Raw genomic sequence first — 21,015 nt, 5'->3', positions numbered from 1 at the left:
GCATGAGCCGCTGTTGCAGGTGCAAGAGACGTTCACCGCCGACGAAGCGCTGCGTTTGCAGTTGTTGCATTTCATCGAGGTGGCACAGGGCCGTGTGCAGCCGCTGGTAAGCGTGGCGGATGGCGCCCGGACGTTGGCGCTGGTGGAGGCCATCGCCGAGGCGGGGCGCAGTGGGCGGGCCTGTGTGCCGAGGGTGGTGGGGCAGGGTTGGGATTTGTGGTGAATGGTCCCCTCACCCCAGCCCTCTCCCTGAGGGAGAGGGAGCTAAAAGCAGATCGCCGATATCCGCAACGCCATTGTTCGGCTCCCTCTCCCTCAGGGAGAGGGCTGGGGTGAGGGGACCATTCACCGCAAAACCCAACCCTGCCAACTACCCCTGATCCCGCTTGAACGCCAAACGGAACTGATGCAACAGCGGTTCGGTATACCCGCTCGGTTGTTCACACCCCTCGAACACCAGCGCGCTGGCGGCCTTGAACGCTACCGATGCGGAGAAATCGTCGGCCATGGGCCGGTACGAGGGATCGCCGGCGTTCTGCTGATCCACCACCCGGGCCATGCGTTTCAAGGTCTCGACGACCTGCTCGCGACTCACCACACCGTGGGTCAACCAATTGGCCAGGTGCTGGCTGGAAATGCGCAAGGTCGCGCGGTCCTCCATCAAGCCCACGTCGTGAATGTCCGGCACCTTGGAGCAACCGATGCCCTGCTCGACCCAACGCACCACGTAGCCCAGCAAGCCCTGGGCATTGTTGTCCAGCTCCTGGCGGATCTGTTCGGCCGACCATTGGGCCTGGGCCACCACCGGAATGGTCAGCAGATTGTTCAGCAGCTCATCGCGTTCGCCGCTGGCGTCGATCTGTTCCAGGGTTTGCTGCACTTCGCTCACATCCACCTGGTGGTAATGCAGGGCATGCAGTGTGGCCGCAGTGGGCGAGGGTACCCAGGCGGTATTGGCGCCCGCTTTGGGGTGACCGATCTTCTGCACCAGCATGTCGGCCATCAGGTCGGGCATGGCCCACATGCCCTTGCCGATCTGTGCCTTGCCGCGCAGGCCGCAGGCCAGGCCCGTGAGCATGTTGTTACGCTCGTAGGCGGCAATCCAGGCGCTGCCTTTCATGTCGCCCTTGCGCAGCATGGGCCCTGCCTGCATGGCACTGTGGATCTCGTCGCCGGTGCGATCCAGAAAGCCGGTGTTGATGAACGCCACTCGCGATTTCGCCGCAGCAATACAGGCCTTGAGGTTCACCGAGGTACGCCGTTCCTCGTCCATGATGCCGATCTTGAGGGTATGGCGCGGCAGCTTGAGCAAGTCCTCGATGGCGCTGAACAGCGTGTGGGCGAATGCCACTTCAGCGGGGCCGTGCATCTTCGGTTTGACGATGTACAGGCTGCCGGCGCGTGAGTTACCGCGTCGCTGCAGGTCGTACAGTCCGATCAGGCTGGTGACCACCCCGTCCAGAATGCCTTCGGGGATTTCGCGGTCTTCGCCGTCGAGGATCGCCGGATTGGTCATCAGGTGGCCGACGTTGCGGATCAGCAGCAGCGAACGGCCATGCAGGCTCAGGCTGCCACCGCTTGGGGTGTGGTATTGGCGGTCGGCATTGAGCCGGCGAGTAAAGCGCTTGCCGCCCTTGTCCAGCTCCTCGGTCAGGTCACCCTTCATCAGGCCCAGCCAGTTGCGATAGACCTGAACCTTGTCGGCGGCATCCACCGCCGCGACCGAGTCCTCGCAGTCGATGATGGTGGACAGCGCCGCCTCGAGCAGCAGGTCCTTGACCCCGGCGGCATCGGTGCGACCGATGGGTGAGGTTGGATCGATCTGGATTTCGATGTGCAAGCCGTTGTGCTTGAGCAGCACCGCCACCGGTTGTGACGCTTCGCCCTGGAAACCCACGAACTGGCCAGGGTCGGCCAGGGCACTGTGGCTGCCGTCGCTCAGCTGGACCTGCAGTTGCCCATCGATGATCGCGTAGGCGGTGGCGTCCTTGTGGGAGCCGCCGGCCAGCGGCGCGCTCTGATCGAGCAGGGCACGGGCAAAGGCGATTACCTTGCTGCCGCGCACTTCGTTGTAGCCCTTGCCGCGGGCTGCGCCGTCGCTCTCGGGGATCGCGTCGGTGCCGTACAGGGCATCGTACAGCGAGCCCCAGCGCGCGTTGGCGGCGTTCAGGGCGTAGCGGGCGTTGGTTGCCGGCACCACCAATTGCGGACCGGCCTGCAAGGCAATCTCGCTGTCGACCGCAGTGGTGTCGATCTGCACATGGTCCGGCTGGGGCAGCAGGTAACCAATGGATTCGAGGAAACTGCGATAGGCGCCTGGGTCCTGGATCGGCCCTGGGTGCGCGCGATGCCATTGGTCCAGCTCCGCCTGCAAGCGGTCGCGCTCGGCCAGCAGCACGCGGTTTTGCGGCGCGAGGTGATGAACCAAGGCATCGAAGCCGGTCCAGAACGCTTCCGATTCGATGCCGCTTTCGGGCAACACTTCGTTTTCAATGAAATCGTACAGCGTGCGATCCACCTGCAGGCGCTGCGCTCTCATGCGAGGGTTCATGGTCGCTCCTCCGGTTCAGGCCAGTGCTGCCGCGCCGGCACGGGCAATCTGGGCGTCTTCGGAGGCCTTGACGCCGGATACGCCGATGGCGCCGATCACCTGCCCTTCGAACACCAGCGGCACCGCGCCCTCCAGGCAGGTCATGATGCCGCCCGACAGGAACGCCGTGCGGCCGTTGTTCACCATGTCCTCGAACACCTTCGACTCCTTGCGCCCCAGCGCCGAGGTGCGCGCCTTGCCCGGGGCGATGTAGGCAGTGCTGGCGGCGGCGCCGTCCAGGCGTTCGTAAGCCAGCAAGTGGCCACCGTCATCGACTACGGCAATCCCCACCGGCCAATTGTTCTTCAACGCTTCGGCGCGGGCGGCAGCGAGAATGCGGGTGACGTCTTCGTGGCCAAGGATAGCTTTGCTCTGCATGGTGCTTCTCCAGTCTGTGGTCGTCTGTGGTCGGTTTCAGGGTAACGGTTGTCGAGCCAATGGGTGTTCGGGCAATGCCTGCTCCACCAACTCGATCCAGTGCCGCACGGGCGTACGCCCAGCGCCGTCGAGGTGGTTCTGGCAGCCGATGTTGGCCGTGGCGATCACTTGCGGGCGACCGCTCTCCAGCGCGTTGAGCTTGTTGTCGCGCAGCTGCCGCGCCAGCACCGGTTGCGTCACCGAATAGGTGCCGGCTGAACCGCAGCATAGATGGCTATCGGGCACATCGGTCAAGTGAAAGCCCAGGCGGCGCAACAGGTCCTCGGTCACGCCGCCCAGTTTCTGCGCATGTTGCAGGGTGCAGGGGCAGTGGAACGCCAGGCGCAGATCGGTGCGTGCCTCGAGTTTTTCGACGGGTTCATCGCGCAGCACTTCGACCAGGTCCCTGGCCAGGGCACTGACTCGCCGGGCCTTGGCCGCGTACGCCGGATCGTGTTCAAGCAGATGGCCGTAGTCCTTGATGAACGCGCCGCAGCCACTGGCGGTCTGCACGATGGCCTCGGCACCGGCTTCGATCGCCGGCCACCAGGCATCGATATTGTGCCTGGCGCGTTGCAGACCTTTGGCCTGGTCGTCCAGGTGGTAGTCGACAGCGCCACAACAGCCGGCCTGACGCACGTCGGTGACGCTGATGCCCAGGCGATCCAGCACCCGAGCGGTCGCGGCATTGGTGTTGGGTGACAGCCCAGGCTGCACACAGCCTTCGAGCATCAGCACCTGGCGTGCGTGGTTTGCCGTAGGGCGAGCCACGGGGGCGTGCACCTGACGAGGCAGTTTGTCTCGCAGGCGTTGCGGCAATAGCGGGCGGAAGGCCTGTCCCAGCTGCACCATGGCCTTGAATGCACCGGGATGGGGTGTCAGGGCCCGGAGCCCGCCGCGCAGCCAGCGCTGCTCGGCAGGACGTGGCACGGCCTGATCGACCAGCGCACGGCCAATGTCCAGCAGGTTGTGATACTCCACCCCGGAAGGGCAGGTGGTTTCGCAGTTGCGGCAGCTCAGGCAGCGGTCCAGATGCAGCTGGGTATGCGCGGTGACCTCGTTGCCTTCCAGCACCTGTTTGATCAGGTAGATGCGACCGCGTGGGCCGTCGAGTTCATCGCCCAACAGTTGGTAGGTGGGGCAGGTGGCATTGCAGAAACCGCAATGCACGCAGCTGCGCAGAATGCGCTCGGCTTCTTCGGCGCGGGGCAACTGACGCGCCTGTTCGCTGAAATGGGTCTGCATGGTCAGAGCTCCGGATACAGGCGGCCAGGGCAGAAGATACCCTGAGGGTCGAGTTGTGCCTTGAGCTGGCGGTGGTAGCGCAGCAGCAGGGCAGGCAGCGGTTGGAACGGCGCATCGGTTACCCCTGGGCTGTAGCAGGTGACATGCCCGCCCACTTCAGCAACGCTCTGGCGAATCCGCGGCGCGTCGGCGTCGGACTTCAGCCAGCGCTGCGCGCCACCCCAGTCGATCAGTTGCTCGCCGGGCAATGGCAGCGGGCCGATATTGTTCGGCAGTGACAACCGCCACAGCGGTCGGGCGTCATCGAAGAAAGCCAGGCGATGCTCGTTCAGTTCGTCCCAGAAGCAGGAGTCCACCGGTTCGCCACCGACCCGCTCGTGGGCCGCCGCCACTGAGCCTTCGCCGCTTTCCAGGCGCAGGTACAAGTGCTCGCCATCGTGGCAGGCGCCACTGATCGGCATCGGCTGCTGGCCCCACTCGCTGAGCTTGTGCAGGGCCCGCTCGATGTCGGTATGAATTCTGATGCTGAAGCAGGCGCGGGGCTTGGGCAGCACCTTGAGGGACACTTCGCTGAGCAAGCCCAGTGTGCCGAAGCTGCCCGTCATCAGGCGGGACAGGTCATAGCCGGCGACGTTCTTCATCACTTCGCCGCCGAAGCGCAGATGCTTGCCCAGGCCGGTGATTACCCGAGTGCCCAACACGTAGTCCCGAGCGGAGCCGGCCCACGGCCGGCGCGGCCCGGACAGCCCGGCAGCGATGGTGCCACCCAGGGTGGCGCCTTCGCCATAGGCCGGTGGTTCGAAGGGCAGCATCTGGCCGGCGGCGTCCACGGCAGCACGCAATTCGGCCAGAGGGGTGCCGGCACGGGCGGTGATCACCAGTTCGGTGGGGTCGTAGGTGACGATGCCTCGATGGGTGCGGGTATCGAGCACCTGGCCGGCGCAGGCACGTCCCAGGAAGTGCTTGGTGTTGGCGCCCTGGATGCGCAGCGGGCGGTCATCGGCCAGCGCCTCCCGGACCTGCTCCAACCACTGGGTGCTGGCGTCGTGATCGTGCTCGGCCATCAGAAGCGCTCCAGTTCCGGGAAGGGCAACTGCCCGTGGTGAATATGCATGGCGCCGAACTCGGCGCATCGCTGCAGGGTCGGAATGTTCTTGCCGGGGTTGAGCAGACGGTCTGGATCGAACGCCGCCTTGATCGCGTGAAACAGGGTCAGCTCGTCGCTGTTGAACTGGGCGCACATCTGATTGATCTTTTCCCGCCCCACGCCGTGTTCGCCGGTGATGCTGCCGCCCACCGCCACGCACAACTCTAGGATCTTGCCGCCCAGCATTTCCGCGCGCTCCAGCTCGCCTGCGCGATTGGCATCGAACAGAATCAAGGGGTGCATATTGCCGTCGCCGGCATGGAATACGTTGGCCACCCTCAAGCCATATTCTGTGGACAGTTCGGTGATGCCCTTGAGCACCCCCGCCAGCGCGCGGCGGGGAATGGTGCCGTCCATGCAGTAGTAATCCGGCGACAAGCGACCCACGGCGGGGAAGGCATTCTTGCGCCCAGCCCAGAACTTCATGCGCTCGACTTCGTCCCGCGCCTGACGCACCTCGGTGGCGCCTGCCTGGGTGAGCACCTGATGCACTCGCTGGCAGTCGTCATGGACATCCGCTTCCACGCCGTCCAGTTCGCACAGCAGAATAGCTTCGGCCTCCACGGGGTAGCCTGCGTGGATGAAGTCTTCTGCGGCGCGAATGGCCAGGTTGTCCATCATTTCCAAACCACCCGGAATGATGCCAGCGGCGATGATGTCAGCCACTGCCCGCCCTGCTTTTTCCACTGAATCGAAACTGGCCAGCAGGACCTTGGCCACCTGTGGTTTGGGCAGTAACTTGACCGTGACTTCGGTGATGATGCCGAGCATGCCCTCGGAGCCGGTGAACAGGGCCAGCAGGTCGAAGCCAGGAGAGTCCAGCGCGTCGCTGCCCAAAGTCAGGCGTTCGCCCTCGATGGTGAGCATTTCGACCTTGAGCAGGTTGTGCACAGTCAGCCCGTATTTGAGGCAGTGAACACCGCCGGCATTCTCCGCCACATTGCCACCGATCGAGCAGGCAATCTGTGAGGAGGGGTCGGGGGCGTAGTACAACCCATGGGGCGCGGCCGCCTGGGAAATGGCGAGGTTGCGTACGCCGGGCTGTACCCGGGCCCAGCGGCCGGCGGGGTCGATCTCGAGGATCTGCTTGAAGCGCGCCATTACCAGCAGCACGCCTTGCTCCAATGGCAGCGCGCCGCCCGAAAGCCCGGTCCCGGCGCCGCGGGCCACTACCGGCACCTTGCGCTCGTGGCACAGCTTGAGCAGCGTCTCGACCTGCTCGATGCGCTCGGGCAATGCCACCAGCATCGGCGTGGTGCGGTAGGCGCTGAGGCCATCGCATTCGTAAGGGCGCAGCTCTTCGGTGCTGTGCAGCACCGTCAGATCCGGCGCCCGCGCCTGCAGCGCTGCGATCAGGGCGCCCTTGTCGACACGCGGCAAGGCGCCGTCGACCCGTTCATCGTAGAGGATACTCATGGCTGGCTGACCACTGGCTTGTTGTTTTTGTCGAACCATCATTGGTCCGAGCGGGCACTACTGTCCATAGGCAAACGCACGGGTACGCCGCATTATTTTTGTTCAGAGGCTTCCTTGCCGGCCGCGGTGGCTTGATCGAAAGCGTTGCTGCGCAGTTACGTTTGCCAACAGGTGCCTGCATGTTTTGCCGCACCTTGTCGTGTTACATCTTTGTTCTGGAAGGAGCCAGTTCGAAGGAGTAGTGTATGTACATCTGTAAATACAGGTGGTCGTGTGCGATTTGAGTGGGATGCACACAAGAACCACATCAACAGGTGCAAGCACGGGATTGATTTCAGCGATGTTCCGGCTGTGTTTTCACATCCCGTGTTTATCCGGCCTGACCCGCGTAACTGCTACGGCGAGGAACGCTGGATAGCGATTGGCTGGCTGACCGCCGCAGTGGCCGTGGTCATCTATACCGAGCCTGCCGGTGACACCATTCGAATCATTTCGGCCCGCAAGGCCACCAAACAGGAGGTGCGGCTCTATGCCCAAGCCATCGAAAACCGATTTCCAGCGCCTGGCCGAGATGGCGGACGAAGAGATCGACACCACCGAGATTCCTGAGCTCGACGAGGCGTTTTTTCGCACCGCCGAACTACGTCTGCCCTCCAAGAAAGCGGTGACCATACGCCTTGATTCCGACGTGCTGGAGTGGTTCAAGGCGCAGGGCAGTGGTTACCAGACGCGTATCAACCAGCTGTTGCGGCACTACATGCAGGCGCATTCCTGAACGCTGGGTGACCTGGGTCTGCCCCAGCGTCCAGTCACAGGCTGTTCAGCGGGATCTTCAGATACCGGACACCGTTGTCTTCCGCTGGGGGCAGCTCTCCGGCGCGGATGTTCACCTGCACCGCCGGCATCAGCAGCATGGGCATCGGCAAGGTGGCGTCGCGGGTGGTGCGCATTTCGACGAACTCGTTTTCGCTGATGCCGTCGCGCACGTGGATGTTGCTGCGACGTTGTTCGGCTACCGTGGTATCAGGCTGTTCGCGGCGACCTTCGGGCGGGTAGTCGTGACAGAGGTACAGCTGGGTATCAGGTGGAAACGCCAGCAGGCGGCTGATCGAACGATACAACTGATGCGCATCGCCACCCGGGAAATCGCAGCGCGCAGTGCCCACATCCGGCATGAACAGCGTATCGCCGACAAACAGGGTGTTCTCGCCAATGACGAAGGCCATATCCGCCGGGGTATGGCCAGGGACGTGCAATGCTCGGGCGGGGATGTTGCCGATCTGGAAGGGTTCGCCGTCCTGGAACAGGTGGTCGAACTGCGAGCCGTCGAGGCGAAAGTTCGGCTCCAGATTGAACACGGCCTTGAACACCTTCTGCACTTGACGAATACCTTCGCCAATCGCGATGCGGCCACCCAGTTGACTTCTCAGCCAAGGCGCGGCGGACAGGTGATCGGCGTGGGCATGGGTTTCCAGTAGCCATTGCACCTGCAGGTCGTGCGATTGCACGAACGTCTTGATCCGCTCGGCATGCGTGGTGCCGGTGCGACCGGATTTCGGATCGAAGTCCAGCACCGAATCGATAATGGCGCACGGGCCGCCGGCTTGCTCGTACACCACGTAGCTGAAGGTGGACGATGCGTCGTCGAAGAACGCCTGGATGCGGGGAGTCATGGAAGCCACCTGGCATGTTCGAGAGTGAGGCGCACTATTGTGAAGCGTCGGCGCGGCTCATGTAAGCCCTGAGGGTCAGCCGGGCTGTTTCAGGCATTTCAGACGGCTGAAGTCGCTGCGCAACTCCGTCAGTTTTGCCTGGATACGCTGGCGTTGTTCCGGCGTACTGTCGGCGGCCAGTCCCACCATCAGGTCGATAGCGGCCTGCTCGGTACGGGCGTAGGCAGCCTGGTACTGCGGGGTCCACAAGGTCTCGCGGCGTTGCAGCAGTTGCGCGATTCGTTGCGAGAATTCTGCGGAGCGACGCTCATCGAGTGCCCGTATGAACTGGGCTTGCCAGTGTTCGCGGTTGTCGATCCAATCCTTGTTCTGCTCACCCAGGCTCTGTGACCAGCTGCGAATCCGTTGCTGCTGAGCGCTGTTGAGTTTACCGAACCAGGGCTCCAGGCGTTTCTGCATACGCTTGGCGCGGTCGTCGATCTGCTCGGCAAGCGGCACGTTGACGTATTCCTTGCGCCGCTTGGCGACATCCTCTTCGAAGGCTTGCTGCATGGCGCGCACCTGATTGTCGTCCAGTCCTTGCAGCAGCTCTACTGCAGATGGGGTAACCCGCGTGGCGATCTCGGCGATGGCCTCCTTGGCTTCCCTGGTGCGCTCGCCCAGTGTGGCGGGCGTGACCTGTTGGGTGGCGACCATCTGTTCGACACGGTCCAGCCACTCAAGATTGCTGGCCAGTTGGGTGCTGCAATGCCAGCTCAGATGCTCCCTGAGCCGATCATCGAACCAACTCTTCTGATCGCGATTCATATCCAGGTAGTCGTTGAGCGACCAGGGAATCAGCACATCGAGGTTGCGGTAGGCCAGGTCCACGCGGGTACAGGCGCTGGTACCCAGGCAGAGGCAAATGAGCAGCAGCCAATGGCGCAGGTAGTGCAAGGGCAGGGAAGTCATTGGGCGGTCCGTGCGATGGCGTTCTTGTGGTTATAGAGCCATCAGGGCGCGAGCGGTTCAGGCGGGAGCTAGAAAAACGTATGTTCGGCCTTGACCATGAACATGCTGTCACACTGGCCATTCTGGCCGGAGTACGCAGCGCAGTTGGCGCCGCTGAGATCCGAACCGCTGTAGATGAAATTCAGATCGAAACCACCCAGGGGGCGTGACATCTGCAGCGACCAGTCGTTGAAGCCGCGCACCTCCTGGCCTTCACCAATGGTGAATGGGGTGCTCAGTTGGTGGTTGCTGACCTTCATGGTGAAACCGACGTTCAGCAGGGGCAGACCGCCCAGATCGGCGAACAGCGTGCTGTTCTGAACATCCGGGGTGTTGTTGAAGGCCACGCCAAAGCGGCGGTCCAGCACCCGCAGTCCGGCATAGAAGGCATGGGTGTCGGCTACATCGAGGTCGGGATAACTGTATTGGATGACGCCCACTTCGTAACCCAACGTATTGTCGAAGGGGTGCTTGTAGCCCATGTACGAGTCCACCTCCAGTTCGCTGGTGGGCGTGAGTCCCATACTGGGCGACCATTGGCCGAAATACAGGCCGCTGTCGTGGGTCAGGTCCAGGCCACCGTGAAACGACGTGCCCGTGCTGGGCTGCACCAGGCCGGCCGCCATGCTGCGCGAAGGGGTGGTGCCGAGCTTGAGGCTGAAGTCGCCGATGTCGCGCTGGATGACCTGCGCATATGTAGAGGGGTGAACCAGAATGCCGGCAATCAATAACAGGCTGGGTCTGAGCATGCATACCTCCAGTGGACCAAGAAGGCCCGATCTAGACGGGTGCAAGCATACCGCTCAATGGTCGCCTGGCGGCGCCGTTCGTCGATTCGGGGGAACTGGTCTTCAAGCGAAGGGGGGTTGAGCAGGTTTTGCCCGGCACGCAGGCCGGGCGAGTCGCTTACTTCTTGCCCAGGCTGATGTGCTTGGACGGCGTGAACGTCTGACCGCTGACACCTTTTTCGATCTTCTGGATTTCGCCGCCGGATTTGAGGAACGCAGCGATCTGCTCGTTGATCGATTCGCTGGTTTCAACGGCTGGGGCTGGCTTGACTTTGCTGTTGGATGCTTTAACGCGCATGGCTGCCATTAACCTGTGTCAAAATTTCTATGGCCACGCATTGTACATGAATTGCGCAGTTTTCGGGGACAAATAACCGCCCGCCAGACTCTCGCCTGTCGCGATAATTGCCGATTGTTCCGCGAATTGTTCATGTAAGTGACTGTTTTTGCTGAAGCCGGTACCTCTCGTCGGACCGCTTGGAACGTTGCGAGCCCGTCGCCGGGGCAGCCGAGGTCGCAGGCGCCGCCCGGCTCGCGCCTGCTGAGAATCGCGGCGTGCAAGCCCATTGCGCGCAAACGAGGCGGCGCAGCGTGAACACCGGTTCTCGGGTAGAATATCGATCACGTAATGAGGAATTCTTGAAATGGCTCTAGTCGGGCGCTACAACTCGCTGCAAGTGGTTAAACATACGGATTTCGGTCTTTATCTGGATGGTGGTGCCGACGGCGAAATCTTATTGCCTAACCGCTATATTCCCAAGGATATTCCCAGTGAGGACGAAGACTGGCTGAATGTTTTCGTTTATCTCGACAGCGAAGACAAGTTGTTGGCCACTACTGAGAAGCCGAAAGTTCAGGTCGGCGAGTTTGCCAGCCTCAAGGTTGTCGAAGTCAACAGTATCGGGGTATTCCTCGACTGGGGCCTGCCCAAGGACCTGCTGCTGCCGTACTCCGAAGAGAAGCGGCAGCTTAAGGCCGGCGAGTACTGTGTGGTGCATGTCTATCTGGACAAGCGCACCCGGCGCATCACCGCCACCGCGCGCCTGGACCGTTATCTGGACAAGCTGCCCGCCAAGTACGAAGTGGGCCAGCAAGTTGACCTCCTGGTGGCCGAGGAAACCGACATGGGTTTCAAGGCCATCATCAACAACAGCCATTGGGGCCTGATCCACAAGAACGAAGTGTTCAAGTTTCTACGCTCGGGCAAGCAGGAAAAGGGCTTCATCAAGGAGTTGCGCAGCGATGGCAAGATTGCCTTGAGCTTGCAGCCCATTGGCGCGCAACTGGCCAGCAGCCTGAACGCGCAGATTCTGGACAAGCTGCGCGCCAACCAGGGCACGCTGGCAGTGAGCGACAAGAGCGACCCTCAGGTGATCAGTGATCTGTTCGGGGTGAGCAAGGGTAACTTCAAGAAGGCCATCGGCGCCTTGTACAAGGAAGGGCAGATCGTGATCCACAGCGATCGGATCGAGTTGGTTTGATCGGGTAGAAGTATCCATGGGATGGGGGGGGAAGGGCACCCTTCACCTCCGTCCCCCCAGGCTCGACCCGCTCTCCTTACTTCTGCAAAAACTGCACAAAGCTCACACCGCTCCCCGCCGGCCGCACATCCTTGAGCAGTGAATCCTTGTCCGCGCTCAGCTCCAGGCTGACCGTGGACTTGCGCTTGCCGGCATTGCGGACCACCAGCCCCTCCAGGTTCTCGCGCAAATAAGCCGTCGGCACTTTCAAATGCAACAGTTCATCGCTGTCAGGGGTGTGCAGCAGCAGGTGAATCCATTCGTACTGCCCGATCTGCAGACGGCTGACAGGGATATCGAACCACCAGATGTTGCGTCTGGCATCGAGCAGGGTGAACTGGCAGTTGTTGACGCCGAGCACTGCGCCGCCCAGTTCTTTGTTGCGGCGGGCAATGGCCAGGGGTTTGTCGAGTTTCATGACGGTTCCTACAGGTATGACGCTCCGGCGCGCTGGCCGAATCCGACCGGCATTCTGCGGGTAAAACCATCGAACATAAAGGCTTGCCGTGAATTTGCACTGACAGGCGGCCCGGTCCGCAATCACCGCAGCCCACCCCCGCCGAAAATAAAATTGAAACTCTGCGGCCTGCTTGCCAGTCCATTTCTATGTCGGAACAAGACACCTAATTCCTGATCAGGAGAGACACCATGAGTGGCACAAAAGATAAAGTCAAAGGCGTGGCCAACGAAGCTGTCGGCAACATCAAGCAAGGCGTCGGCAAAGTGACCGGCAACGACGAACTGCAAGCCAAAGGTGTAGTTCAAGAGAAAAAAGGCGAAGCCCAGCAAGTCAAAGGCGACGTGAAGGATGCAGTAAAAAAGCCTTGAGGTAGAGTTGCTTCTGCCTGATTGTCGAGCGCAACGGTCATCCTCGGGTGGCCGTTGTGCTGTCAGGCTGACAAGGAAGTACACACACTGACTGTCGTATTTCGCATGGGTTTGCTGTAGAAAGTCGCCCGCCGTGATTACCCGGTGTTTACCGAACGTCCAGTGGCGCAAGGAGTCGCTATGATATTTCCCCACATGCGTGATCTGCCTTTCATGAAGGTCATGGTCCGCACCGTCAAAGAATTCATCGATGACGAGATGTCGACCTACGCGTCCGCTCTGGCCTACCAGATGCTGTTCTCGTTGTTCCCGTTCCTGCTGTTCCTGATTGCCCTGATCGGCTTTCTGCACCTGCCTGACTTTTTCTCCTGGATGCGCATGCAGTCCGAGCTGGTGCTGCCGCCCCAGGCACTGGAGCAGGTAAACCCGGTCATCGACCAGCTTCAGCAGTCCAAAGGCGGCCTGTTGTCCATTGGTATCGTAGTGGCATTGTGGACGGCCTCGGCCGGTGTGCGGCTGACCATGAGCGCGATGAACGCCGCCTACGACGTGGTCGAAGAGCGTCCGGCCTGGAAGCGCATTCCGCTGTCGATCCTCTACACCATAGGTCTTGCAGTAATGCTGCTGGCGGTGGCCGCGCTGATGGTCACAGGTCCGCAAGTCATGCAATGGCTGGCGGGGCAGATTGGCATGGAAGATTTCATCGTTACCCTGTGGACCATCCTGCGTTGGCCCTTGATCGTCATCCTGTTGATGATTGCCATCGCGGTCATCTATTACGTGATGCCGGATGTGAAGCAGGAATTTCGCTTCATCACGCCCGGCTCCATGCTCGCCGTCGTGGTATGGATCGTGGCTTCGCTGGGCTTTGCCTATTACGTGAAAACCTTCGCCGACTACAACGCCATGTATGGCAGTATCGGCGCGATCATCGTCTTGCTGCTCTACTTCTACATTTCCTCGGCCGTGCTGCTGCTGGGCGCGGAAATGAACGCCGTGATCGAGCACATGTCGGCCGAAGGCAAGGAAAAGGGCGGCAAGGATCCCGATGAAACCGGCCCTGTGATCGACAAGACCGACCCCGATAACGTCGACGAGACACCGAACATGCCGGTGTCGGGGCTGGGGCGTGATCATTCCATCCCGGTGCCGACGCGATCCACCCCGGGCAAAGCTGACTATTGACGGGAAGCCCCATGATTCACGACATCCTGAAGATGGGCGACGAGCGCTTGTTGCGCATTGCCCAGCCGGTGCCTGATTCGTTGTTTGGCAGCGTCGAGCTCGACGAACTGATCGCCGACATGTTCCAGACCATGGCCCACGTCGGCGGCGTAGGTCTGGCGGCCCCGCAGATCGGCGTCGATCTGCAATTGGTGATTTTCGGCTTCGAGCGCAGTGAACGTTATCCAGATGCCGAGCCGGTGCCGCAGACGGTACTGCTCAATCCCCTGATCACCCCACTGACGCCGTTGCTGGAAGAGGGCTGGGAAGGATGCCTCTCGGTGCCGGGACTGCGTGGGGTGGTGCAGCGCTATCAAAGCATCCGCTACGAGGGCTTCGATCCTCAGGGGCAGCCCATCATGCGCGTCGCCAATGGCTTTCATGCGCGAGTGGTGCAGCATGAATGCGATCACTTGATCGGTCGCCTGTACCCCTCGCATATCACGGATTTCAGCCGCTTCGGCTTTACCGAAGTGCTATTTCCAGGCCTCGATCCCAGCCAGGACGACTGACTCGCTCCATAGCCACCAGAGGCTTGCTCGCCTGATAGCGTGCGAGCCTTTGTTGCAATTGAGCGGGGAGTTCGGTGCTGGGCATGAAACCCAGGTGCCCATAAAACCCTTGCAAGTCGGGGTGGCAGAACAGCCACAAGGGCCCGCCCACGGCGACTTGCGCACGGTCGAGCAAGAGTCGGGCAATCCCCCGGCCACGCACTGGCGCAGCCACCAGCAACCCGGTCAGCCAGTGGCCGTCGGCGATCGGGGTCAGGCTCAAACCGGCAACGATCTCGCTTTCCCGGGCAACCCACCAGCGACCCTCTCCAGCGCTGCGCATGCCACTGCGCTGGGCTTTATAGAATTTGTCCAGAAGCGGCCTGGACATGGCGTCGAGTTCGTTGAATTCCACTAGTGTGTGTCCTGTTGTTGCTGTCCAGCCACTAATGTATCTGGGCAGGAAAAAGTGCTTCGCCCGTGCGCCAGCCCTGTAGTAAGGTCCGGGCCTCTTTTTCTCACGGAGCTGGAACAGTGCAGCAGCCGATTCGCAAGGTTCTATATTTGGCCGGCCTGGTCAGCCCGTTCTGGCTGGCGGTCGCCCTGGTTATCACCGGTAGCCTGTACCCCGGCTACAGCCATATCAATCAGGCGATGGGCGTCTTGGGAGCGGTGGACTCACCCACACATTTCATTTCGCCATTGATCACCAACTACCCCCTGGGGGTGCTGTTGGTCCTGTTTGGTGTGGGCGTGGCCCAGCGCTACCCCGGCAATCTCCTGGCCCGCGCCAGCGGCCTGCTGATTGCCCTTCATGGGCTGGCCAGCATTGCCGCAGGGCTCTTCTCCTGCGATGCCGGCTGCGCCCCCGAGACCGCGTCCAGCGCACAGAATCTGCACAATCTTGCCGGTCTGGTCATGGCGTTCAGCCTGTTGCTGGCCAGTGCGCTATGGATTTTCGTGGCTCGCCGTCAAGGCAGCAAGGGCCTGGTGTGGTTCTCGCTGGTATGCACGCTGTTCGCCTTGGGCTGTCTGCCGTGGATGGCGGCGGCAATAGACGTGGGCCGCGGCTTCGGCCTGTTTCAGCGGGTCAATTACTTCGCGTCGTTGATCTGGGTGGCGGGCCTGGCGTGGGCGCTGCTGCAGCGCGAGCGTACTCTGCACGTCTAGCTTTCAGGCCGCCAGGGTGATCCAGATGGCGGCAGCGCCGATCAGGGTCACCATGGCGCCCAGACCCATCACTGCGCGTACATCAGCCGGGAAGCAGGCTGCGTTGATACCCGCCACACGATGTTGATAGCGGTGTTGCTGGCTGACCCAGATCAGCAGCGCCACCAGCAACGTCAAGCCGATCAGCCCTCCAGCGAAGCCGCCGTGGTGGGGCGTCCAGCGCAGAAAGAACAAACTTGCGACCAGCATCGCCAGCAGCGTGCGGCCCCACGCCAGCAGGGTGCGCTCCGGTTGCAGGCCTTCATCGGTGTGGCCCGGGCGGGCATTCACCGCATCACCACGAACGCGATGAGTGCGGCGGTCACCAGCGCGCCACCGATCGACAGCAACGGTACCAACAGCGGGATTGGCAGCGGCTGTTTGTTGCGCATGGCCCGCTCCACGTTCAGCCAGCGCACGCTGGCACTGGCGCTGAGCAGCATGCCCAACAGCAGCAGCATGATTGCCAGGGCCTTGCGGAACTCTGGAATGAACACGTCGGCGGTAAAGGCTTCGACGGCGATGCCGCCCGCCATCAGCGCCAGGGCGGTGCGAATCCAGGCCAGAAACGTGCGTTCATTGGCCAGGGTGAAACGTGGGTCAGGCTCGCAGCCACCGGCCAACAGCTTCAGTTGTCGGGCGCTGCGTTCATTGCTGGGAGGGATCCCGGGGTCAGGTCTCGCCATGGAATTGCCAGAATGGTGGGGGTGGTTGAGCGATCCTAACATTGTGCAAGCGAGGCCTGCTTGACTGCGGGCCGATTCTGGCATGTCGATGTCGTACCGACACTGGCCACGCAGCGCCTCGATGTCAGGGAAGTCGCTACAATGGCGCCCCCATGACTTGTGCACACGGACGCCACATGCAGTTCACCAGCGGTTTTCTCCTGTCCCTCTCGCTTTGCCTGGACCTCGGTATCGCCAATATCGCCATGATCACCCTGGCCATGCAGCGCGGTTTCAGCCGCGGACTGTGGTTGGGCCTGGGCACCTGTTTCGGCGATCTGATCTATGCCGTGCTGGCGCTGGCGGGCATGACCGTGCTGCTGCAATACGAGGCAGTGCGCTGGACGCTGTGGCTTGGCGGATCGGCGTTGCTGATCTACTTCGCGATCAAGATGCTTATGGCGGCCTTGCGCAGTGGCGCGCACCTGGACCTCACGGCCAAGGCCGACGACGGCTCCAATTTCAAGGAGTTCGGCCGTGGCATCTTCCTGGCCATGTCATCGCCTACCGCGATTCTATGGTTCGCAGCAGTGGGTGGTGTGCTGATTTCCCGCTCGGGCGGCGAGGGGGGGCTGAGTACCGTGCTGTTCCTGTCCGGCTTCTTCTGCGCCGGTGTGCTGTGGTGCCTGTTCATCTGCACCGCGGCCAGCCAAGGGGGCAAGCTGCTGGGCGACAAGCTGCTGCGCTATTCGTACTTCGCCTCTGCGGCCATCTTCTGCTACTTCGCCGTGTACGTGATCGTTTCGGGGTACAACGAGTTCATCGTCGGTGCGCCGCTGCCCGCTGTCGGTGGGTAAAGCGACAGCGCTGCGCACCGCTGAAGGCACCTACCGCGGCTGAACCGGGCGCTGCAGCGGCAGATTGAACACGAACAGCGTGCCACCGGCCTCGGTCGAGGTCACGTCCATGTGGCCGCCGTGGGCCAGCGCGATTTGCTGGGCAATGTACAAGCCCAGACCCAGGCCACTGCGCGGGCTGTTGCGGCCTGGCCGGGAGAAGGGCTTGAACAGTTGCGTCTTGACGGCGGCAGGGATGGGGTCGCCCTGGTTATGCACCGAAAGCGCGAAAGCCCCTTCGTTGACGTGGGCCGATACGCGCACCGGGCCCTGTGGGGCGCCGTGACTGATGGCGTTGGCGACCAGGTTGGACAGCAGTTGCCCAACCCGTTCCACGTCACAGACGATGCCGTTCAGGTCACCGATGTTCAGTTCGATGGTGCGTTGCGGATGTATGCGCTGGATCTCGGAGACGACGTGCTCAAGGCTTTTCGCCAGCTCCGGGCAGTCCTTGAGGTCCACCACGATGCCAGCGCCGAGCCGTCCGCGGGCGAAGTCCAGGACGTCTTCGATCAGCTGTGAGGCGCGGCGGGCACTGGTCTGAATGTGTTTGACGATGCCCAGGTTTTTCTCATCGGTGATGCGCCGTTGCAGCAGCTCGGCGCCGGCGCCGATGGCGAACAACGGGTTGCGCAGATCGTGCCCCAGCACGGCGATGAACTGGTCGCGCAGGTCGGCGATTTCCCGCTCCTCGACCAGGGCAGCCTCGGTGCGTTGGTAGTTCTCTTCGGTTTCCATCTGCACCGAGAGCAGCCGCGCGAACGATTCCATCATGGGCCGGATCGCACTGCTCTTGAGGTTGGCGGGGCGCGGGTCGAGGGCGCAGATGGTGCCGAAGAAGCTGCCATCGGTGCGGAACACCGGCACCGAAATGTAGCTTTCGAACCGGTAGATCCTGGGCGTGTGATGGGCGCAGTACAGTTCGTCCTCGCTGGCCTTGTCGATGATCACGGTCTGATGGCTGGCACGGATCTCGTGGCACAGGGTCGTGCTGACGTCGAGCTCGCCGCCAACATCCAGGCCGAAACCCAGGGTGTCGAGTACCGCGCAGGCGGTCCAGGAAGTCTCGGTAACGCGAGCCACCGCCGCAAAGCGCATGCCGGTAGTTTCGCAGATCACTTGCAGGATGGCGGGCACGGCATTGATGCGCGCGATGATGGCGATGTCCGCAGCTACAGTCTTGACCATGACGTGTCCACTGAGTTGAACGATGTGCGGGGGGACGATGCCCCGGCTTAACGGTGCGCTCAGTCTAGCGGCCACGCCTGCTGCTGTAAAAAGCTCTTGCAGGTGACGATGGCGAGCTACCGGGTCGCCATCGTCACCTGCTTGGCTTGTGCAGGCCCGCGCAGCTTCCCCTGCAGCTTGAGCAGGCGTTCAAAGCCATAGCGGTCCACGGGGCGACTGAGGAAGAAGCCTTGTACCTCGTGGCACTGGTCGTGGCCAAGGCATTGCAGTTGTTGCGCGGTTTCCACCCCTTCGGCGGTGACCGTCAGCCCCATGGCCTTGGCCAGGTTGATGATCGCCTGCACCACGGCGCGGTCTTTGTCGCTATTGCCCATATTGGCGATGAAACGCTTGTCGATCTTGATGCCGTCGAACGGGTAGGTGCGCAGGTAACCCAGCGAGGAGTAACCGGTGCCGAAGTCGTCCATGTTCAGGCGCACGCCCAGCTCTTTGAGGCTGATCATGGTGCTCAGGGCGCCGTCGATGTCGTTGAGCATCACGTTCTCGGTAATCTCCAGCTCCAGGCGGCTGGCGGGCAGGCGGCTTTGCATCAGGGCGTCGCGCACGTCGCGCACTACATCGCTACGGCTGAATTGCACCGGCGACAGGTTGACCGACATCGTGATTCTTTCCGGCCAGTGGCGGGCGGTCTCGCAGGCCTCGCGCAGCACCCAGCGCCCCAAAGGAACAATCAGGTCGGTCTGCTCAGCCAGCGGGATGAAGGTGTCCGGCGCCAACAGTCCTTCTACCGGATGCTCCCAGCGCACCAGGGCCTCGACAGCGACGATTTCCTTGCCGTCGACCTTGTAGCGTGGCTGGTAATAGAGGACGAACTGCTGGTGTTTCACCGCCATGCGCAGGTCGATTTCCAATTGTCGGCGTTGCTGAATCTGATCGTTCATCTGCGAGGCGAAATACCGCCAGGTGTTTTTGCCGTCGCCCTTGGCTTCCTGCAGGGCGATGTCAGCACAGCGCAGCAACTCGTTGGCGTCGCAGTCGTGCTGCCGGCTTTGCACCACGCCGATGCTCACCCCGACATGCAAGGGTTGATCATCGTAAAAGACCGGACGCTGGACGTTATCGATCAGACGCTGGCAGAAGCGGTCGATCTCCAGCGCGTTGTGCATGGCGCTGAGCACGATCACGAATTCGTCACCCCCCAGTCGCGCCACCAGGTCGCCATCGCGGGTGCTGTCGCGCAAACGCCCGGCAATCTCCAGCAATACCGCGTCGCCTGCCGGATGACCCAGGGAATCGTTGATGGGCTTGAAGTTGTCCAGGTCCAGCAGCAGCAAGGTCAGCGGCGTTGGGTCGTCACGCTTGGCCAGTGTTTCATCGAGGAAGCGGGTCAGCTTGTGGCGGTTGCACAGGCCAGTCAGGGCGTCGTGCATGGACAAGTGGGCAATCTGCGCATGAGCGGCGACTTCGTCGGTGATGTCGGTGGCCGTGCCGCGGTAACCCAGCAAGGTGCTGCCGCGCAGGATAGGGCGGGCCGCCACCCGACAGTAGCGTTGCTGGCCGCCGTGATCCCGGTAGGAACAGCGCAGGTTGTTCAGCCCCTGTTCGCCGTCGAGATGGTGCAGCCACAACTTCAAAGGGGTGGTGTCGCAGTTGAGCAGCAGCTCGATGGGTTGGCCCTGCCAGGTATCGTTGTGAAACCCGGTGACCGTGGCAAAGCGGCTGGAAAGGTAGGTCAGCCGGTTGTATTCATCGGTTTCCCAGATCCAGTCCGAGGCTGCCTCGGCCACGGCGCGGAAGCGCTCTTCGCTGGCTTCCAATGTCTGGTGCGTGCTCTGCAGGCGGGCGTAGCTGCTGTCGACCTGTCGCGAGGCGCGCAGGGCATGCCGAAAAAACCACAGCAGCAGCAAGGCCAGGGTCAGCACAACGGCGCTCATGGCCGGTACCACCGACCAGAGCAGCTCATTGCCGGGCTGGCGGGGCTCCCACGAGAGGCTGAAGCCGGTCTGGTCCAACGCCAGACGAGGGCCGGTGCTGTGGTCCGCCAGGTTGTCCACGGCGGTCAGGGCCGGCAGGTCGTAATCGCTGCCCAGGCGCGCCAGCTTGGTGGGGGTCAGCTGGTCGACGAACAGCAGCACCGAGGCGCTGTTGCGATCCGCGTCGCGGCGGTCATCGTTGGGCAGAATCAGCTGTGCGGAAATGATCGCCGGCCAGCCCTCGAAAATGCCATAGCGGCTCACGGGGGTAGCGCCGGGGGCGGTTCTTGCATTGTCGATCAGGTCTGCCAGGGGCGCCTTGAAGAAGCGCTCGATGGGCTGCTGGGTGAGTGCCCCGCGAACCACGGCATAGCGCGTCTGGCCCTGATCGACCACGAAAACCCCTTCGTAGCCATCGATGCTGTACAGGGTTTCGCCCATATTGCGTTCGTCATAGGCCCAGCGCTTGTCGACCTCGCCGGTCAGATGGTCGTAGGCGGCGGTCCAATAGGCGTAGCTGGTGATGTAGTTTTTCGAAGTGGCAATGCGGTTGTCGAGTGCGCGTTGAGTATAGAAGCGGCTCTGGGTGACCGCGTCTTCGTCGAGGCTGGCGGCGATGTTGAGCAGCGTCCCGCCGGCGATGGCCACGCCAATGGCGAACAGGGCGGCCAGTGACAATACAAAACGTTGCGTGTGGATTGAATGGCGTGCAGGTGAATCTTGAGGGGCAGTGGTATTCATGGCAGCGGTCCTTG

The 21,015-nt window shown here is 62.1% G+C and carries 23 protein-coding genes and 1 pseudogene; 9 read left to right on the top strand and 15 right to left on the bottom strand.

What is annotated here, in order from left to right; genetic code table 11:
* Window positions 1-223 (top strand): annotated as a pseudogene (locus tag B3397_RS11740) (gfo/Idh/MocA family oxidoreductase); the annotation flags it as partial.
* A gap of 147 nt (window positions 224-370) precedes the next feature.
* Here the strand turns inward: B3397_RS11740 and B3397_RS11735 are convergent.
* Genes B3397_RS11735 through glcD form a run of 5 tightly spaced genes read right to left on the bottom strand, consistent with a single transcriptional unit; the run spans window position 371 to window position 6,815 of the window.
* The gene (locus B3397_RS11735) at window positions 371-2,551 is read right to left on the bottom strand and encodes a malate synthase G (protein ID WP_296250163.1); all 2,181 of its coding nucleotides are present in this window, start codon (window positions 2,549-2,551) and stop codon (window positions 371-373) included.
* Between the two features lie 15 nt (window positions 2,552-2,566).
* Window positions 2,567-2,968 carry a heme-binding protein gene (locus B3397_RS11730; protein WP_296250161.1) on the bottom strand — a complete coding sequence of 134 codons (402 nt, stop codon included), beginning with the start codon at window positions 2,966-2,968 and terminating at the stop codon, window positions 2,567-2,569.
* Between the two features lie 36 nt (window positions 2,969-3,004).
* A complete protein-coding gene (gene glcF, locus B3397_RS11725; protein ID WP_296250158.1) occupies window positions 3,005-4,252 on the bottom strand; it encodes a glycolate oxidase subunit GlcF in 1,248 nt (415 codons plus the stop codon).
* A gap of 2 nt (window positions 4,253-4,254) precedes the next feature.
* Window positions 4,255-5,316 (bottom strand): glycolate oxidase subunit GlcE, encoded by a 1,062-nt coding sequence (gene glcE, locus B3397_RS11720; RefSeq protein WP_296250155.1) that lies wholly within the window; start codon window positions 5,314-5,316, stop codon window positions 4,255-4,257.
* Entirely contained in the window at window positions 5,316-6,815 is a 1,500-nt protein-coding gene (gene glcD / locus B3397_RS11715) for a glycolate oxidase subunit GlcD (RefSeq protein ID WP_296250153.1), read from the bottom strand. Before glcD ends, glcE begins: the two co-directional genes overlap by 1 nt.
* A 273-nt stretch (window positions 6,816-7,088) precedes the next feature.
* Between glcD and B3397_RS11710 the strand changes: the two genes are divergently transcribed.
* Window positions 7,089-7,424 (top strand): BrnT family toxin, encoded by a 336-nt coding sequence (locus tag B3397_RS11710; protein ID WP_296250150.1) that lies wholly within the window; start codon window positions 7,089-7,091, stop codon window positions 7,422-7,424.
* Window positions 7,345-7,590 carry a BrnA antitoxin family protein gene (locus B3397_RS11705; protein ID WP_296250147.1) on the top strand — a complete coding sequence of 82 codons (246 nt, stop codon included), beginning with the start codon at window positions 7,345-7,347 and terminating at the stop codon, window positions 7,588-7,590. Before B3397_RS11710 ends, B3397_RS11705 begins: the two co-directional genes overlap by 80 nt.
* A 34-nt stretch (window positions 7,591-7,624) precedes the next feature.
* On the opposite strand, the gene B3397_RS11700 is transcribed toward B3397_RS11705, so the two are convergent.
* The 4 genes from B3397_RS11700 to B3397_RS11685 all read right to left on the bottom strand — a co-directional run bounded on the left by B3397_RS11700 (window position 7,625) and on the right by B3397_RS11685 (window position 10,573).
* Window positions 7,625-8,488: an MBL fold metallo-hydrolase gene (locus B3397_RS11700; protein ID WP_296250143.1), complete on the bottom strand. Its 864-nt coding sequence runs from the start codon at window positions 8,486-8,488 to the stop codon at window positions 7,625-7,627.
* A 75-nt stretch (window positions 8,489-8,563) separates the two neighbouring features.
* Window positions 8,564-9,439: a DUF6279 family lipoprotein gene (locus B3397_RS11695; protein WP_296250140.1), complete on the bottom strand. Its 876-nt coding sequence runs from the start codon at window positions 9,437-9,439 to the stop codon at window positions 8,564-8,566.
* 68 nt (window positions 9,440-9,507) lie between these two features.
* On the bottom strand, window positions 9,508-10,227 hold the full coding sequence (locus tag B3397_RS11690) for a TorF family putative porin (RefSeq protein WP_296250138.1): 720 nt from the start codon (window positions 10,225-10,227) through the stop codon (window positions 9,508-9,510).
* A gap of 157 nt (window positions 10,228-10,384) precedes the next feature.
* The gene (locus B3397_RS11685; protein ID WP_296250134.1) at window positions 10,385-10,573 is read right to left on the bottom strand and encodes a hypothetical protein; all 189 of its coding nucleotides are present in this window, start codon (window positions 10,571-10,573) and stop codon (window positions 10,385-10,387) included.
* Between the two features lie 337 nt (window positions 10,574-10,910).
* Between B3397_RS11685 and B3397_RS11680 the strand changes: the two genes are divergently transcribed.
* Entirely contained in the window at window positions 10,911-11,747 is an 837-nt protein-coding gene (locus tag B3397_RS11680; RefSeq protein WP_296250132.1) for a CvfB family protein, read from the top strand.
* Between the two features lie 76 nt (window positions 11,748-11,823).
* On the opposite strand, the gene B3397_RS11675 is transcribed toward B3397_RS11680, so the two are convergent.
* On the bottom strand, window positions 11,824-12,204 hold the full coding sequence (locus B3397_RS11675; RefSeq protein ID WP_296250129.1) for a hypothetical protein: 381 nt from the start codon (window positions 12,202-12,204) through the stop codon (window positions 11,824-11,826).
* 230 nt (window positions 12,205-12,434) lie between these two features.
* Here B3397_RS11675 and B3397_RS11670 point away from each other — a divergent pair, with 230 nt between their 5' ends.
* The 3 genes from B3397_RS11670 (at window position 12,435) to def (ending at window position 14,350) form a co-directional block, all read left to right on the top strand.
* Window positions 12,435-12,614, top strand: a complete 180-nt coding sequence (locus tag B3397_RS11670) for a CsbD family protein (protein WP_296250127.1) — start codon at window positions 12,435-12,437, stop codon at window positions 12,612-12,614.
* Window positions 12,615-12,794: 180 nt separating this feature from the next.
* Window positions 12,795-13,799, top strand: coding sequence for a YihY/virulence factor BrkB family protein (locus B3397_RS11665; RefSeq protein ID WP_296250126.1), 1,005 nt, complete (start codon window positions 12,795-12,797; stop codon window positions 13,797-13,799).
* An 11-nt stretch (window positions 13,800-13,810) separates the two neighbouring features.
* A complete protein-coding gene (def, locus tag B3397_RS11660; protein WP_296250123.1) occupies window positions 13,811-14,350 on the top strand; it encodes a peptide deformylase in 540 nt (179 codons plus the stop codon).
* Here def and B3397_RS11655 read toward each other — a convergent pair.
* Window positions 14,304-14,720: a GNAT family N-acetyltransferase gene (locus B3397_RS11655; RefSeq protein WP_414704377.1), complete on the bottom strand. Its 417-nt coding sequence runs from the start codon at window positions 14,718-14,720 to the stop codon at window positions 14,304-14,306. The genes def and B3397_RS11655 overlap by 47 nt on opposite strands.
* 143 nt (window positions 14,721-14,863) lie before the next feature.
* On the opposite strand from B3397_RS11655, the gene B3397_RS11650 reads away from it, so the two are divergent.
* Entirely contained in the window at window positions 14,864-15,499 is a 636-nt protein-coding gene (locus B3397_RS11650) for a DUF998 domain-containing protein (RefSeq protein WP_296250117.1), read from the top strand.
* 3 nt (window positions 15,500-15,502) lie between these two features.
* On the opposite strand, the gene B3397_RS11645 is transcribed toward B3397_RS11650, so the two are convergent.
* The gene (locus B3397_RS11645) at window positions 15,503-15,829 is read right to left on the bottom strand and encodes a DUF202 domain-containing protein (RefSeq protein WP_296250116.1); all 327 of its coding nucleotides are present in this window, start codon (window positions 15,827-15,829) and stop codon (window positions 15,503-15,505) included.
* Window positions 15,826-16,224 (bottom strand): YidH family protein, encoded by a 399-nt coding sequence (locus tag B3397_RS11640; protein ID WP_296250115.1) that lies wholly within the window; start codon window positions 16,222-16,224, stop codon window positions 15,826-15,828. The genes B3397_RS11645 and B3397_RS11640 overlap by 4 nt, the downstream gene beginning before the upstream one ends.
* 176 nt (window positions 16,225-16,400) lie before the next feature.
* On the opposite strand from B3397_RS11640, the gene B3397_RS11635 reads away from it, so the two are divergent.
* Window positions 16,401-17,060 (top strand): LysE family translocator, encoded by a 660-nt coding sequence (locus B3397_RS11635; RefSeq protein WP_296250113.1) that lies wholly within the window; start codon window positions 16,401-16,403, stop codon window positions 17,058-17,060.
* A gap of 30 nt (window positions 17,061-17,090) precedes the next feature.
* Here the strand turns inward: B3397_RS11635 and B3397_RS11630 are convergent, their stop codons facing one another.
* Together B3397_RS11630 and B3397_RS11625 are read right to left on the bottom strand one after the other, a co-directional pair.
* Window positions 17,091-18,287, bottom strand: coding sequence for a GAF domain-containing sensor histidine kinase (locus tag B3397_RS11630; protein WP_296250111.1), 1,197 nt, complete (start codon window positions 18,285-18,287; stop codon window positions 17,091-17,093).
* 116 nt (window positions 18,288-18,403) lie between these two features.
* Complete coding sequence (locus tag B3397_RS11625; protein WP_296250109.1) at window positions 18,404-21,001, bottom strand: bifunctional diguanylate cyclase/phosphodiesterase; 2,598 nt, start codon at window positions 20,999-21,001, stop codon at window positions 18,404-18,406.
* Window positions 21,002-21,015: the final 14 nt, after the last annotated feature.

The organism is Pseudomonas sp. UBA4194 (genome assembly GCF_002379585.1).
Taxonomy (GTDB): Bacteria; Pseudomonadota; Gammaproteobacteria; order Pseudomonadales; family Pseudomonadaceae; genus Aquipseudomonas.
Note: the sequence above shows the minus strand (reverse complement) of the source record. Positions and strands in the feature narration are given on the sequence as shown.